This is a genomic window from Thioalkalivibrio sp. ALMg13-2 (assembly GCF_000381185.1).
Classification (GTDB): domain Bacteria; phylum Pseudomonadota; class Gammaproteobacteria; order Ectothiorhodospirales; family Ectothiorhodospiraceae; genus Thioalkalivibrio; species Thioalkalivibrio versutus.
Genome location: NZ_KB906102.1, coordinates 57,173 through 71,300 on the forward strand (window position 1 = coordinate 57,173; position 14,128 = coordinate 71,300).

General features: G+C 65.3%; 15 protein-coding genes. 8 read left to right on the plus strand and 7 right to left on the minus strand.

Translation table 11 applies throughout. From position 1 onward, the window contains the following. Position 1: 1 nt before the first annotated feature. A complete protein-coding gene (locus tag F618_RS0102930; RefSeq protein ID WP_019562687.1) occupies positions 2 to 574 on the plus strand; it encodes an NUDIX hydrolase in 573 nt (190 codons plus the stop codon). A 76-nt stretch (positions 575 to 650) separates the two neighbouring features. Beyond that, positions 651 to 1,940, plus strand: a complete 1,290-nt coding sequence (locus F618_RS0102935; RefSeq protein ID WP_019567711.1) for a TlpA disulfide reductase family protein — start codon at positions 651 to 653, stop codon at positions 1,938 to 1,940. A gap of 139 nt (positions 1,941 to 2,079) precedes the next feature. Here the strand turns inward: F618_RS0102935 and F618_RS0102940 are convergent, their stop codons facing one another. Further along, on the minus strand, positions 2,080 to 2,754 hold the full coding sequence (locus F618_RS0102940) for a rhodanese-like domain-containing protein (protein WP_038071101.1): 675 nt from the start codon (positions 2,752 to 2,754) through the stop codon (positions 2,080 to 2,082). Between the two features lie 260 nt (positions 2,755 to 3,014). Here F618_RS0102940 and F618_RS0102945 point away from each other — a divergent pair, with 260 nt between their 5' ends. Next, positions 3,015 to 3,617 (plus strand): Sbal_3080 family lipoprotein, encoded by a 603-nt coding sequence (locus F618_RS0102945; protein ID WP_231362659.1) that lies wholly within the window; start codon positions 3,015 to 3,017, stop codon positions 3,615 to 3,617. Between the two features lie 35 nt (positions 3,618 to 3,652). Here the strand turns inward: F618_RS0102945 and F618_RS0102950 are convergent, their stop codons facing one another. The 3 genes from F618_RS0102950 to F618_RS0102960 all read right to left on the minus strand — a co-directional run bounded on the left by F618_RS0102950 (position 3,653) and on the right by F618_RS0102960 (position 6,927). Then, positions 3,653 to 4,957 (minus strand): TlpA disulfide reductase family protein, encoded by a 1,305-nt coding sequence (locus tag F618_RS0102950; RefSeq protein WP_019567714.1) that lies wholly within the window; start codon positions 4,955 to 4,957, stop codon positions 3,653 to 3,655. A 108-nt stretch (positions 4,958 to 5,065) separates the two neighbouring features. Further along, complete coding sequence (locus tag F618_RS0102955; RefSeq protein ID WP_019567715.1) at positions 5,066 to 6,580, minus strand: GGDEF domain-containing protein; 1,515 nt, start codon at positions 6,578 to 6,580, stop codon at positions 5,066 to 5,068. 113 nt (positions 6,581 to 6,693) lie between these two features. Further along, positions 6,694 to 6,927: a hypothetical protein gene (locus tag F618_RS0102960; protein WP_018146192.1), complete on the minus strand. Its 234-nt coding sequence runs from the start codon at positions 6,925 to 6,927 to the stop codon at positions 6,694 to 6,696. Positions 6,928 to 7,064: 137 nt separating this feature from the next. On the opposite strand from F618_RS0102960, the gene F618_RS0102965 reads away from it, so the two are divergent. From F618_RS0102965 to F618_RS0102985, 5 genes are all read left to right on the plus strand, one after another. Then, positions 7,065 to 8,381 carry a rhodanese-like domain-containing protein gene (locus F618_RS0102965; protein WP_019567716.1) on the plus strand — a complete coding sequence of 439 codons (1,317 nt, stop codon included), beginning with the start codon at positions 7,065 to 7,067 and terminating at the stop codon, positions 8,379 to 8,381. 221 nt (positions 8,382 to 8,602) lie between these two features. Further along, on the plus strand, positions 8,603 to 9,232 hold the full coding sequence (locus F618_RS0102970; RefSeq protein WP_019567717.1) for a TetR/AcrR family transcriptional regulator: 630 nt from the start codon (positions 8,603 to 8,605) through the stop codon (positions 9,230 to 9,232). Positions 9,233 to 9,244: 12 nt separating this feature from the next. Then, a complete protein-coding gene (locus F618_RS0102975; RefSeq protein WP_019562695.1) occupies positions 9,245 to 9,736 on the plus strand; it encodes a DsrE family protein in 492 nt (163 codons plus the stop codon). Positions 9,737 to 9,806: 70 nt separating this feature from the next. Next, a complete protein-coding gene (locus F618_RS0102980; RefSeq protein ID WP_026330441.1) occupies positions 9,807 to 10,307 on the plus strand; it encodes a DsrE family protein in 501 nt (166 codons plus the stop codon). A 384-nt stretch (positions 10,308 to 10,691) separates the two neighbouring features. Continuing rightward, a complete protein-coding gene (locus tag F618_RS0102985; RefSeq protein ID WP_019562697.1) occupies positions 10,692 to 11,732 on the plus strand; it encodes a GGDEF domain-containing protein in 1,041 nt (346 codons plus the stop codon). A 142-nt stretch (positions 11,733 to 11,874) separates the two neighbouring features. Here the strand turns inward: F618_RS0102985 and F618_RS0102990 are convergent, their stop codons facing one another. The 3 genes from F618_RS0102990 to mscL are packed head-to-tail and all read right to left on the minus strand — an operon-like array spanning position 11,875 to position 14,085. Further along, positions 11,875 to 12,642: an ABC transporter permease gene (locus tag F618_RS0102990; RefSeq protein WP_019562698.1), complete on the minus strand. Its 768-nt coding sequence runs from the start codon at positions 12,640 to 12,642 to the stop codon at positions 11,875 to 11,877. Continuing rightward, positions 12,639 to 13,607 carry a daunorubicin resistance protein DrrA family ABC transporter ATP-binding protein gene (locus F618_RS0102995; RefSeq protein ID WP_019562699.1) on the minus strand — a complete coding sequence of 323 codons (969 nt, stop codon included), beginning with the start codon at positions 13,605 to 13,607 and terminating at the stop codon, positions 12,639 to 12,641. The genes F618_RS0102990 and F618_RS0102995 overlap by 4 nt, the downstream gene beginning before the upstream one ends. 55 nt (positions 13,608 to 13,662) lie before the next feature. Next, positions 13,663 to 14,085 (minus strand): large-conductance mechanosensitive channel protein MscL, encoded by a 423-nt coding sequence (gene mscL, locus F618_RS0103000; protein WP_018937926.1) that lies wholly within the window; start codon positions 14,083 to 14,085, stop codon positions 13,663 to 13,665. Positions 14,086 to 14,128 lie beyond the last annotated feature (43 nt).

Here is a 14,128-nt window from a genome sequence, read left to right on the forward strand (position 1 = left end):
GATGCATCGCGCCCAGCTGCTGGACCTGCTCGCCCGACACCAGACGACCTTCATCGAGGAGGCCGGCTACGTCCGCCGCGCCCTGGAGTTCGTCAGCGAGCACCCGGACTGCTTCCACTGCGATCTCCTGCCCGCGCATGTAACCGGTTCCGCCTGGGTGGTCAGCCCCGACCGTGAGCAGGCCCTGTTGCTGCTGCACGGCAAGCACCACCGCTGGTTCCAGCCCGGCGGGCATGCCGACGGCCAGGCCGACATCCTGCAGGTGGCGCTGCGCGAGACCCACGAAGAGACTGGCCTCGCCCCCGAGCAGATCCGCCTGGTGGAAGAGGATGTCTTCGATCTCGACATCCACACCATCCCGGCCAGCCCCTATTTCCCGATGCACGAGCACATCGACGTGCGCTTCCTGCTGGAAATCGACGACCGCCTGCCGGTGCCCGGCAGCGACGAGTCGAACGACATCCTCTGGGTGCCGCTGCAGCACGTCTCGCGCTACAACAACTGCCGTTCCCTCTGGCGCATGGTGGAAAAGACCCGCCGTCTACGCACGTTCCGGCATACGCACCCGCGCTGACCCAATCCCTCGAGGCTCTTCCGGGCGGCGTTCCTGCGGGCATGACGGGACGCTATAGTCGCGGTTGGTTCCCTTGATGGATGCCCGCGTGTCGATACGATTCCTGCCGCGCCTGTGCCTGCTGCTGTCTCTGCTTCTGCTGCTTCCGCCGGCGGGTGCGGGAGAGGTTGAACCGCGCACGTTGACAGTGACCGATCCCGCAGGCGTCGACCTGGGCGTCACCGTGTACCCGGCCACTGGTGATCGGCTCTACCTGTGGCTGCTTCCGCAGGCGGGCGAACACGCCAACCATGCGCGCTTCGGGCACGAGCTGGCGGCGATGGGCGTCGAGGTCTGGCAGGTCGATCTGCTGGATGCCCATTTCCTCCCGCGCACCAATGAGAGCATGCGCAGCCTGGATGGCGTCAGTGTGGCCGCATTGCTGCGCGCGGCGCACGCGCAGACCGGCAAGCAGGTGATGCTGGTCGCCTCGGGCCGCCCGGCGATCACCGCCCTGCGCGGCCTGCGTCAGTGGCAGGCGGACGGCCCCGAAGCGGCCTACGTACTCGGTGCGGCGCTGGCCTTCCCCAACCTGATGGTCGACACGCCGGTGGCGGGTGCCCCCGCCGAGTTCGTCGATGTGGTGCGCGCCACCAGTCTGCCGGTCTTCCTGCTACAGCCCGCACAGGGTGTCTATCGCTGGCACCTGGACGACATCCTGACCGACCTGCGCCGCGGCGGCAGTGCGGTGTTCGTGCAGACGGTCCCGGATGTGCGCGATTTCTATTACCTGCGCCGCACCGATCCCGAGCCGGAGGAACAGGCCGCGGCCGAGCGCCTGCCTGCACAACTGCTGCAGGCGGGCCGGCTCCTGGCCAGCGTCCCGCGCCCGCTGGCGGCCGCGCCGCTGCCGGAGGCCACCCGTGCGATCGAAGCCGGCCGCGGGCTGGTGGAGCGCGATCGTCCACGGCCGGTCGCGGACTTCACGCTGACCGATCACCTGGGTGACGAGCAGTCGCTGTCCGATTACGACGGCCAGGTGGTGCTGCTGAATTTCTGGGCCAGCTGGTGTCCGCCCTGCGTGCACGAGATCCCGTCGATGAACCGCATGGCCGAGACGCTGGGCGAGGGCTTCGCCATCGTATCGGTCAATTATCAGGAAAGCGCCGAGCACATCACGGCCTTCATGCAAGAGGTGCAGGTGGATTTCCCGGTCCTGATGGACTTCGACGGACGGGTGGCTGCCGATTGGCGCGTTTTTGCCTTCCCCAGTTCGTTCATTCTCGATCGTGACGGCCGCGTGCGCTATTCGGTCAACAGCGCCATCGAATGGGACGACCCCGACGTCATTGCCACCGTAGAGGCCCTGATGGCGGAGCCGAAGTAGCCGGTGGGCTGGCTGGCGGAGTCACCGTTGATTCGCCACCCATCCCGTCATTGCGAGCCCAGCAATCGGGCGGGGCTGTGCTCTGGTCTGGCCGATGGGTTCGCTGCGCTCGCAATGACGAGGTAGACGGCCTCCTGGGCTAGCCGTCGGTCTCGCCCTCGACCGTGGTCAGGCCGAAGGCGTGCCACATCTGCATGCCGCCGCGGTACCACTTGATGCGCTCGGCCGGGTAACCGAGGTTGGTCAGGGTGCGGATATTGGTGGGTGACTGGCCGCACCAGGGGCCGTTGCAGAACAGCACCAGGGTCTTTGCCCGGCTGAAGTCGTAGAAGTCGCCGTCGAAGATTGCGCCGAAGTCTTCGGTCAGCACGTTGCGCACGTCGTCCGGGTCCGCGCCGGAGGCAAAGTGCAGGCGGTCCCAGGGGATGTTGACGGCGCCGGGGATGGTGCCGCGGCGGTATTCGCGCGGGGTGCGCGAATCGATGATCACCAGGTCGTCGTGCTCCGTGGTCTGCTGGAGGTAGTCGATGAACTCCAGCTCGCCCAGGGTCTCGACGCCGGGTCCAAGGCTCATCGGCTGGATACAGAACGGCGGGCAGGGCCGCGCGATCTGTGCGTAGTCGAGGTCGATGGTCGCGAAGGTGTCCTGGTCGCGGGTCACCGTTACCAGTTCGTCGCCGTGGCGCACCTCGAACTCGGCCATGTCGGTGGTGATGGCGACCTCCGTTTCCGCGAATGCCGGAACGCTCAGGAACAGGACCGCCGCTGCCAGCAGGTACGATCGCACTTTTGGTGCGGTAAAGGGTGCTTTCATGGGGGAGGCTCCGCTATGTCTCTCATACCTCGAACGTAGACTCGAACTGCGGCGATTGCGCGAAATAACGCCTGCCCGCGTGGGCATTTCCTGACCCGGTAACGTCCTGCACAAGGGGGCGCGCGATCCATCTGGTGGGGGGTGACCGATGATGTACGGACGCCTTGATATTCGGGGGGGCGTGCAGGTCTGGTAGGGTGCGCGCTCGCTCGCGCGGGGCAGGTGCGCGCAGGATTTCGTCCAGAGGAAGGAAGGTGTTTGTGTTGCGAGGATTGCGTACGTTTTGGGTGGCCGGCATTGCGCTGGTAGCCACCGGGTGTTCCATCACCCAGTCGATCGAGCCACTGGATGCGGTGGATGTCAGCCTGGTCTGCGTGCTCGACAACCCCGAGATCCACATGGCGGGATTTCAGCCCGAGATGCGCGAACTGATCGAGCAGCGAGGTATCCGCACGGACGTCTATTCCGGTTCCCGCCCTGCACGGTGTTCGCATTACCTGGAACACACCGCGAACTGGAAATGGGATCTGGCAATGTACCTCTCGTACGCCGATCTTCGCGTTTATGACGCCCAGGGCCTGGCGGGGCAGGCCACCTACGATGCCCGCAGCGGTAGCGGGCGGATGGACAAGTTCGGGCCGACCCGAGAGAAGCTTGCGCCGCTAGTGGACGAACTGTTCGCGCAAGTGAATTCCGTGGAGTTGATCCGCGGAGGTGAACAGGCGGATCAGGGACGCGATGAAGACTCCGACGGCCGTTCGGTCGAGGCGCGCCTGGAAGAGCTGGATCGCTTGCACGACCGGGGGCTGATTACCGAAGCGGCCTACGAGGAGCGCCTGCGCGCCATCCTGGCGGATCTTTAGCACGCCCCGCGCGGCGCCGCGCCCTTTCCCGACCGCTACGCGTCTTCGTCCAGCAGGTCGCGGATCTGGTCGATCACGCCGGGTTCGGTCCATTCGATGGCGCCGAACAGGTAGTAGCGCAGGCGGCCCTTGCGGTCGACGACGTAGCTGGTGGGGTAGGCCATCGCGCGCCAGTCGTCGAGGGAGTCCTGTTCCGGATCGAGGAGGATGGTGAACTCGGTCTGCACCTCGTCGTCGATGAAGCGTTGGATGGTGTCCTCGTCCTCGCCCAGGTTCACCGCCAGGATGCGAAAGCCTTCGTCGCGCAGTTCGTCCTCCAGCAGTTGCATGGACGGCATCTCGTGCACGCAGGGTGGGCACCAGCTGGCCCAGAAATTGATCAGCACCACCTCGCCGCGATAGTCCTCCAGTCGATGGATATCCCCCGCCAGGTCGGGCCGCTCCAGCGGCGGGGCCGCCACGGGTTCATCCAGGGCGTTGAGCTGTGCGTCGGTGCCGCTTGGGGTGCGTACCGTCAGGCCCGTGTCCGGTCCGGCCACGGCGGGCGTGCGTTGATGAGGCAGCCGCGTCAGCAGGTCCATGGCGAAGATAATCTCGCGGTGGAAGGTTTCGCTGGCGAGTCGCTCGGCTTCTGTCGCATCGGGGCGGAAGAAGAAGCGGTCGCGGATCCCGGGAAGCAGGCGCGCCCCCACTGCACTGCCGCCCTCGGTCAGCCCGCTGCGAATCCGCCCGAGATGCTGGCGCTGGGGCGACTGGGCCGGTTGCAGGATGTACACCGGCAGGTTGGTCAGTCGGACGATGGGTTGTAGTTCGGCCTCATCGGTATCCACGCCGGTATGCAGAAAGGGGCTGGTCATCAGCAATCCGGCCAGGTAGTCCGCCTCGGGGTGGGTTTGTTGCCACTGGTACAGGCCGGTGAGCAGCCAGGGCAGGGCACGGTCGTGCCCGAAGGCATAGACCGGTCGTCCGGTATCGGTGTGGGTTGCCTCGATCAGGTCCGTCACCGTGGCGGTGGGCATGTCGTCGAAGCTGGATGCCGCCTCGGGCAGGAAGTGGCCGGTGAACGGATCGACCAGCCAGGTCTCGACCCCGGCCGCCTGCAGCGCCAGCGCCTGTTGTCGATGGCCGTCCTGCAGGCCGTGTTCGGAGGGAAACCACAAAAGCACGGCGTCGCCATCGGCGCGATAGCGTTCCACCGGGATCTCGGCCCCGCCGGCCTCGATCGAAGCGGCGGCGTCGACTGCGCCCGTCGGGCCGTTCGCCTCCTGCGCCGGTGCGGCGAACGGCATCATCAGCAGGGCCGCGAGGGCAAACAGGCGTACGAGACTGCGGTGTGTCATGGAAACCTTGGTGAAGGGGCTCGGGAATAGACGCGCGAGAGCTTGATATTGCTCCACGGATCTCCTGCGGGGTGTCAGGACTGTGTTCGCAGTCGGGGATTCCGGTCCCTACAACGCGGGCATGCCTGCAACCGGTATGGGTTCGGCGGGGGCGATCATGATGCGGTCACGTCCGCCGTCCTTCGCGGCGTACAGGGCCTGGTCGGCGCGTCCCAGCAGCGAGTCCATGGTGTCGCCGGGGTGGAAGCTGGCGATCCCGGCCGAGCAGGTCTGGCCGTTGGGCATCGCGGTGCGCAGGCGTTCCAGCACGCGGCGGGCCTGCTGCGCATCAATGTGCGGGAATACCACCACGAATTCCTCGCCGCCAAAACGTGCCAGCAGGTCCGTGGGCCGCAGGATGGGGCGCCAGGCATCGACCATTTCCTGCAGCAGGGCATCGCCGGCTGCATGGCCGTGGGAATCGTTGAAGCGCTTGAAGTGGTCAATATCCAGGAATGCGAGGTTGAGCGGGCCCTGGGTGCGTTCGGCGCGGGCGATCTCGCGGGTTAACTGTTCTTCCAGGTGGCGCCGATTGCCGGCCCCGGTCAGCGGGTCGGTACGCGAGAGGTTCTCCAGGCGCTTGGCCTGGTGCTGGGTCTCGCGCAGCAATCCAGCCATGCGGTACAACACCAGCAGGAACAGCAGGATGGATGCGATCGCCGCAACGCGAATGATCTCCATCTCGCTGCCCGCCGTGAACAGGATCACCATCGGCACCAGGACGGACGCGGCGCCGAGCACGAGCAGACGCCGGCCGGAGAGTTCGGCGTGCGAGGTGTGCGCGCGCGGTTCGATCTTCGCGGAAGGATGCCATGCGGCCGCCATGATCAGGGAATAGGCAATCAGCCAGAAGGCATCGGTGAGTCCGCCCGCGGTGTACCAGCCGGTGGAGTTGCCGTGGGCGTAGAGCAGGTCGGCCGTCAGATAGGCGAGCATCCCCAGGAGGAGGAAGCTGTGGGCCGTGATGCCGGTTCGTTGGAGGAACACCAGGCGCAGGACCAGGGGCAGCAGGACCAGGTCCGCGACCGGATAGCCCGTGGATACCAGCAGTTGCAGCCAGGTCAGGTCGGGGTCGTAGGTGTAGGGTGCGATCAGCAGGGCCCACCCGAGCACCGCGGCCGAAATGCCCACGATCAGGGCATCCACAAACGCGCCGTCGTCGCGTGCGGTCTGGCTTCCCAGTTGCCACAACGCGATGGCAAACAGCGGGTATACCGACAGGTAGAAGATATCTGCGGCCGAGGGAAAGGGTTCCAGGCCCTGCAGGTCCAGCCAGTACCAGATGCCGTGCCCGATCGCCGCCAGCTTCAGTGCAGTGGCGATCAGGCCCCAGGCGGTCGCGCCGAATGGCCTCGGCCGGCGCAGTACGGCGATGCCGACAGCGAGGGCAGCGCTTGCGGTGCCCAGCACGTAGAGACTGCTGGCCAGCAGGCCATAGGGCAGGGCCACATAGGTTGCGGTCAGCAGGAGGCCAATGCCCAGAAGGACCTGCCAGGTATCCGGCCGAACGGCCCGGGCGCCGCGATGGTTTCCCCCGTCAGCGCAGTGCGTGTCCTCGTGCTGGATGCTGGCCCATTTCCCCATGGACAATATGGTGACAGACCGATTGCGGGTTGTCCCGTTTCGGCATGCCTCTTGAGCCGCTCAGCCGGACGCCACGGGCTACAAATAGCCGGTGACGCCCGTGTGAGGTCAGGTTACAGGCCGATCAGTTCGGCGTGGACGCCGGTGGCGGTTACCGTGTCCAGCAGCTTGCGGCTGTCCACCCGTTCCGGATCGTATTCCACCACCATCAGGTGGGGGCGTTCGTCGTGACTGGAGGCGGCCATGACGCCGGGGAGTTCACGCAGGGTGTCCTGTATGCGCTCGCGGGCCGCGTGGTCGGTGTTTTCGTCGATGTGGATGGTGACATCCGCCATGTGATTGCTCATTGGGGGTTCCTTCGGCTGCTGGGCCGTGTGCCTTTACCCTGAATATAGACACTGTACGGGGTGGCTCAAGCGGAGGCCTGGCCGGCGGCGGAACAGGGGGCTATGGTGGAGGGATGGATGCAAAAAGGAGAATCACGATGCGAGCGATCTGGCTGGGACTGGTCCTTGCCGCGGCAGGTAGTACCGCGCAGGCCGAAGAACTGACGGGCGACACGCTGCTAGAGGCCGCCAACGCCGAGATCACCAACATCGACAAGGAGGGCCTGCAGGAGTGGATCGCCAGCGAGCCGGACCATGTCGTGATCGACGTGCGCACCCGCACCGAGATCGAGCACACCGGCGGGCAGATCCGGTCCAGCGAGACGCTCAATATCCCGCGTGGCTGGATCGAGTTCGAGGTGCCCGGCGAGATCCCGGACAAGGACACCCCGATCGTCGTCTATTGCGGCCAGAACCTGCGTAGCGTGGCCGCCGCGCAGACCCTGCAGCAGATGGGCTACACCAACGTGCAGAACTACCCCGGCGGCTTCTTCGAGTGGCAGGACGCGGGCCTGCCACTGTACGTGCTGGACAAGGCACGCGACTCGTTCCTTTATGACCGGCCGCAGGAGGTGACCGATGGCGTTTGGTCCGCGATCGGCGCGACCCAGCCCTCCACCTACGAGAACTCCGGCCACAACAACAACCTGTCGTTCATCATCACCGAGGGCGGTGTGGTGGTGATGAACGCCGGCGACAACTACCTGCTGGCGAAATCACTGCATGAGGAGATCCGGAAGCTCACCGACCAGCCAGTGAAATACGTGGTGCTGGAAAACGCCCAGGGCCATGCCATGCTCGGCATGACCTACTGGCAGGAGCAGGGCGCCACGGTGATCGCCCACAAGGATGCCTGGCGCGAGATCGAGGCCAACGGCCAGGCCAGCCTGGAGGGCGCGGCCAATCGTACCCGCGACAAGGCGTTCATGACCGAGCTGGGTACGCCGGATGTGACCTTCGCCACCCGCCTCGACCTGGACATGGGTGGCGAGACCATCCAGATCCGCTACCTCGGACCGGGCCATGCACCGGGCGATATCGCCATCTGGGCGCCCGCGCGCAAGGCGCTCATTACCGGCGACCTGGCCTTTCACCAGCGCATGCTACCGATCTTCGACTACACCGATACCGCCGGCTGGATCGAGACCTGGCACGAACTGGAGGCCCTGGATGCCGACTACATCATCCCGGGCCACGGCGAGCCGGTGAATGACTTCGACGTGCTGCGCCGCTACACCCACGACTACCTCGTGCATCTGCGCGAGGAGGTCCAGCGCATCCTCGACGAGGGCGGCACGCTGAACGATGCCTACAACATCGACCAGTCCGCCTACCGCCACCTGGACACCTACGGCGAGCTGCACCGCCAGAACGCCGGCCGCGTCTTCCGCACCATGGAGTTCGAGGACTTCTGAACCGGAATCCGGGTGCGGTGACCCGGTCATTGCGAGCGCAGCGAAGCAATCTTCATCCATAACCCGGGCCGCCCATCCGCGGCCCGCCCCCCTCCAGGGTATTGATCGGGCCTGTGCAGCGCATGGGCTCGATCGTTTTTCCGCGATGTCTCGTGGCCGGCGTATGGCGTTTCGCATATGTTCGCGCTAGATTAGAACGAACGTTCGGTTCGGTTGTGGTGATGACGGAAAACCCAAAGCAATCGGTGCGCGGTGCCGCACTGCGCAAGCTCGTGCTGGATACCGCCCTGGAGCGGTTCAGTCGCGATGGCTATTTCAATACCTCCATCCATGACATCCGTCGCCAGGCCGGGGTCTCCATTGGCTCGATCTATCACCACTTCGGCAACAAGGAGGCGCTGGCCAAGGCGCTGTACGACGACCTGCTGCAGCGCATGGACGCCGGCCTGGCCGAAGTGATGGGGCGCGAGAGTGACTGCCGTGCGCGCTGCGACGGAATCATCGCGTTCCTGTTCGAGGCCGTGATCGAGGCCCCCCAGGCCATGCGTTTCGTGCTGGAGGCGCGCCACCGCGAGTTTCTCCCGGACGAGCCGCCGGTGTGTTCTTCGCAACCGTTCCAGCGGATGCGCGAGTGCATCGAGCAGGGCATTCAGAGCGGCGACGTTCGCCCGATGGAGGTGCCCGTAGCCGCCACCGCCGCGTTCGGTGGCGCAATCCGCCTGCTGCATTTACACCTCGACGGGGCTCTGGAGAGACCCCTGCCGCACTACCTGTCCGAGACCCAGGAGGCCGCCTGGCGCGCCATCGTCATGCCCCCCCCCGGACAACCCGTACCCCGCTTCCACCCCTAAGGAGAGTCCCCTATGAAAATCGTCGCTTCCTTGTTCCTGCTGTTTGCCCTGTCCCTGTCTGCCTTGAGCGTCCAGGCCGATGCTCCCACCGATGCCCGGGCCCTGGAGGGTGTTGAGCAGGGTCGGGTGGTGTTCGACCTGAATAACAATGATCCGGAGATGCTGGCGCTGTACCTGATGGTGATTCGCGAGACCTTTGAAGACCTGACCGATCAAGGTGTCGAGCCGGACATGATTCTGGCGTTTCGCGGGCGGGCCGTGACCATGGTGTCCGAGGACCGAGAACGCTTCGATCTGACCGAGTTTGACCATCTCGACGCCATCGAAGAGCACGTGGCTGCGCTGAAGGAGAAGGGTGTTCACATGGAGTCCTGTGCCGTGGCCACCCGCCTGTTCGGGGTCGAACATGGCGAGCTGCTGCCCGGCATCGAACCGGTGCGCAACACCTTCGTCTCCCTGACCGGCTATCAGGCGCAGGGCTACGCGGTCATCCCCATCTACTGAGTCCGAGTGATTCAGGCTCCGAGTCCGGGGACGAGACACCCGGACCTAAACCACGAAAGGAGGAGTATCCATGCGAAACCGAATAGTGATCCTGCTGGTGGCCCTGCTGCTGCCGCTCGGGCTGGGCTCGACGGCGGCCGCCGAGGGCCTGGACAACCGCGAGGCGACCCAGGGCATCGAGACCATGCGAGCGGTCTACGACATGCGCAAGTCCGACCCGAACGTGATGCTCGCCTATTTGCGTGGCATCGCCACCAACCACGAGAACCTGATCAAGGAGGGTGTGGAGCCCGATCTGCGCATGGTCTTCATCGCCGAGGCCGTCAAGTTCATCACCACGGACCCCGAGCCGGAGATCGCCATCGACCACGGCGACACCCTGGAAGAGATCGCCAAGGCCGTCGAACGCCTCGATGCGCTGGGCGTGAAGATGGAGGTCTGCGCCGCCGCGACCCGTGCCTACGGGGTGGACAACGACAAGGTGCTGGACGCGATCCAGCCGGTCCGCAGTGGGTTCATCGCCGTCATGGGGTACCAGAACCAGGGCTACGCACTGGTCCCCGTCTACTAGGAAAACGCTGACCAGCGTCTTCCTGGGTTCCCGCCGACCCCACACGGGTCATGTCTTGTCGCCGCAGGGATGCGGCGATTTTTTTGTCCTGCAAAGGGGCGTTGACATGGCCGCCAATCTGCGTGGATTGATCATTGCCTTCCTGGTGGATGGCGTCTCTATCCGTATGGATCGGCGCCGTTCATTCGAACTCCGCCGTTTTCTATTACCATAAAACTCCAATGTTTGGCGTTGCCCCGCAGGGAAACCTTGCAGGCGGGGTAGGGTCCGACATCCGCGTGATGCCGAAAGGCACCCTGCGTAGAGATGATTTCGCCCCGTTGGCGGCCCCGGATGATCGACCGGGGACGGTGGCGGCCCCTTCGACGAGACGAGATCAATGCCATGACCAGCGGTCGAGATCTGCTTGATGGGCTGGCCCACCTGACGGGCATACGCAATGCCCAGCGCTTGGAATATAGTCTGCTCAAGACGCTGGACGACATCTACGAAAGTGCCCGTATATGGGCGATTCAGCTCGATGCAGAAGGCCAGCCCCGCAGCCTGCATACCTTTGATCGCAAGCACGATGCCGTGATGACGGTGCCGTTCGACCCCCAGGACCAGCCGGTCCCTGATGGGTTGCTGGAGCAGGCGTTGGCAACCGGTCAGCCGGTTGCCGAGGCCGATGTGTCCGGTCGTCGGGTCTCGGTCTTTCCGATGTCCGGGCTCAACGAGTTCAGTATCTGCCTGGTGTTTTCATTCGATGACGACGATGCTGACGAGTCCCTGGATGCCCGCCTGGTCAAGAGCTTCCTTTCGGTGTATCGCAACTTCGTCAAGCTGATTGATGACGCCCAGACCGATGAGCTGACCGGTCTGCTCAACCGCAAGACGTTCGACGACAACTTTCGCGATCTCGCGACCCTGGAACGTAGTGTCCACCGGCCGGGGCTGGCGGAGGATCGTCGCCGGGAGCCCGATCCGGAAGAAACGCAGATCTGGCTGGGTGTGATCGATGTCGACGACTTCAAGAAGATCAACGACGGTTTCGGTCACGTGTATGGCGACGAGGTACTGATTCTGCTCGCGCGGCTGCTGCAGAAGAGCTTTCGCGAAAACGACCTGATCTATCGTTTTGGTGGGGAGGAGTTCGTGGTGCTGGCCGAGATCGCCGGTGCCGACCGGGCTGCCGCCACCTTCGAACGGCTGCAGCACGCGGTTGCCGATTATGTAGTGCCGCGAGTCGGCCGGGTCACAACGAGCATCGGCGTGACCCAGTTGCGCCCGTACAAGACGGCCAGCGCCGTACTGGACGAGGCCGATCAGGCCTTGTATTACGCCAAGGCAAACGGCAAGAACCGGGTCTGTATGTACGACCGCCTGGTCGCCGAAGGCATGATTAAGCCCTCCAGGATTGACGTGGGCGAGATCGAACTGTTCTGACCACGCCGCTCGGTGCAGCCCTGCAACTAGGGGCTCGGGCGGCTTGGTCGGATGGAACGGCCGCTGGCGGTACCCCCGACCCGCGAGACCCCGGTAAATACGATTCAATGGTCTCCTGCGTACGGGGGTGCCCCAGGTTTCCCTAGCCGCGGGCGAGGCGGCGGTTGAGCGCGTAGACCGACAGCGGTGCGAAGACCAGCGCGATCGCCAGCGCCCAGGCGAGCGACCACAAGGCCGGTTCAAGGGCCGGACCCTCGGCGTTCATCAGGCCGCGGGCGGCATCTGCCAGCAGCGACACCGGGTTGGCCTGCACGAAGCCCTGCAGCCACACGGGCATCGTATCCACCGGCACGAAGGCCGAGCTGACGAAGGTGACCGGGAACAGCGCGGTAAAGCCGAACAGCTGCACGTGCTCCGGGTCGCGTGCGATGACGCCGACCAGCACCATCACCCAGGAAAAGGCCACGGCAAAGGTCAGCACCAGCGCCACCATCGCCAGTAGATGGGCCCATGAAGTCTCGAGGCGAAAGCCCAGCAGGAATCCGACGAACAGCAACAGGGCAATGCACAGCAGCTGCTTGACCACGTCCGCCAGGATGCGCCCGGCCAGCGGCGCCCAGCGCGGGATGGGCAGGGCGCGAAATCGGTCGAACACGCCGCGGGTCAGGTCGGTGTTCAGGCCGTGGCCCACGTACACGGTGACGAACAGCATGTTCATTACGATCACGCCTGGCAGCACGAACGCCAGGTAGTTCTCTGGCGAGCCGGCAATTGCCCCGCCGAATACGAACAGGAACAGCACCAGAAACAGGATCGGCTGGATGCTGTAGTCGCCCAGCTCCCAGGGGTTGCGCCGCACCTGCACCAGGCTGCGCCAGGCCAGCGCCAGGGTCTGATCGAGGGCCTTCATGGCGTGGCCTCCGCGTTGCCCGGCTCTTCGCGGCTGGCCCCGCTGCGCCCGGTCAGGGACAGGAACACATCATCCAGACTGGCGCCGCGCAGCCCCAGCTCCGCGACCTCGATGCCGGCGGCGTCCAGCTCTCGCAACAATGCGGGCAGCAGGGCCGGGTCCGACACCGGTACGCTGATCGTTTCGCCCTCCACACGGGGCGGGGTGCCCACCATCGCGGCGACCCGCTCGCCGGCTGCCGCGGCCTGTTCCGCGCGGGCCACCATCAGGAACAGCGAGCGTCCGCCGACCCGGGCCTTCAGTTGTGCGGCGGTGCCTTCGGCGATCACGCGTCCGTGGTCCAGTACTACGATGGCATCGGCCAGGGCGTCGGCTTCCTCCAGGTACTGGGTGGTCAGCAGCACGGTTGTGCCGTCGGTCTGCAGTTGGCGGACACGCTCCCACAGGTCGCGGCGGGCCCGCGGGTCGAGGCCAGTGGAGGGCTCGTCGAGGAACAGGATGCGCGGGCGCCCGACTAGGCTGGCGGCCAGATCCAGCCGGCGCCGCATCCCGCCGGAGTAGGTCTGGGCCGGGCGCTGGCCGGCCTCGCGCAGGTCGAAATCCTGCAACAATTCATCGGCGCGGGCCCTGGCGTCACGGCGTTTCAGGCCCAGCAGGCGGCCGATCAGGATCAGGTTCTCGCGTCCGGTCAGCTTCTCGTCCACCGAGGCGTACTGGCCGGTCAGGCCGATGATCTCGCGCACCCGAGCGCCGTCGCGAGCCACATCGAAGCCGCCTACACGGGCGACCCCGGCGGTGGGCGTCAGCAGGGTGGCGAGCATACGCACCACGGTTGTTTTGCCGGCGCCGTTTGGCCCCAGCAGGCCCAGTACGTGGCCGGCCGGCACCCGCAGATCCACGCCGTCCACGGCCCGCGTGCCGCCAAAGTCGCGCACCAGGCCCTCCACTTCGATGGCGTTGTTCAAACTCGTCTCCCTGTTCGTTGCCCTTGCTGAGACGCCGTCTGGCTGTACCGGTTCCTCAGCGTGTCCCCCAGTCACCTTGCCGCACCTTCAACAGGTCGCGGATCTCCGTCAACAGTTTCTCTTCGTTGCTGGGTGCCGCGGGTTCTTCCGGCTTGGCCTCTTCCTTGCGCTGCAGGCGGGCGATCCCCTTGATGGCGGCGAATACCACCACGGCGATAATCAGGAAGTCCACCACGCGCTTGATGAACAGTCCGTAATTGATCGTGACCGCCGCCACGCCGTTCTCCGCCTCGCGCAGCACGATCGCGAGTTCTCCAAAGTCGACCCCGCCGATCAGCAGGCCGATGGGTGGCATCACTACATCGGAAACCAGTGAGGACACGATCTGGCCGAACGCCAGCCCGATGATGACACCCACGGCCATGTCGACCACGTTGCCGCGCGCCACAAACTGCTTGAACTCGTTCACGATGCCCATGGCCCTTCACCAGTCGATGGATGCTGCTAGATCTATAGGCCAG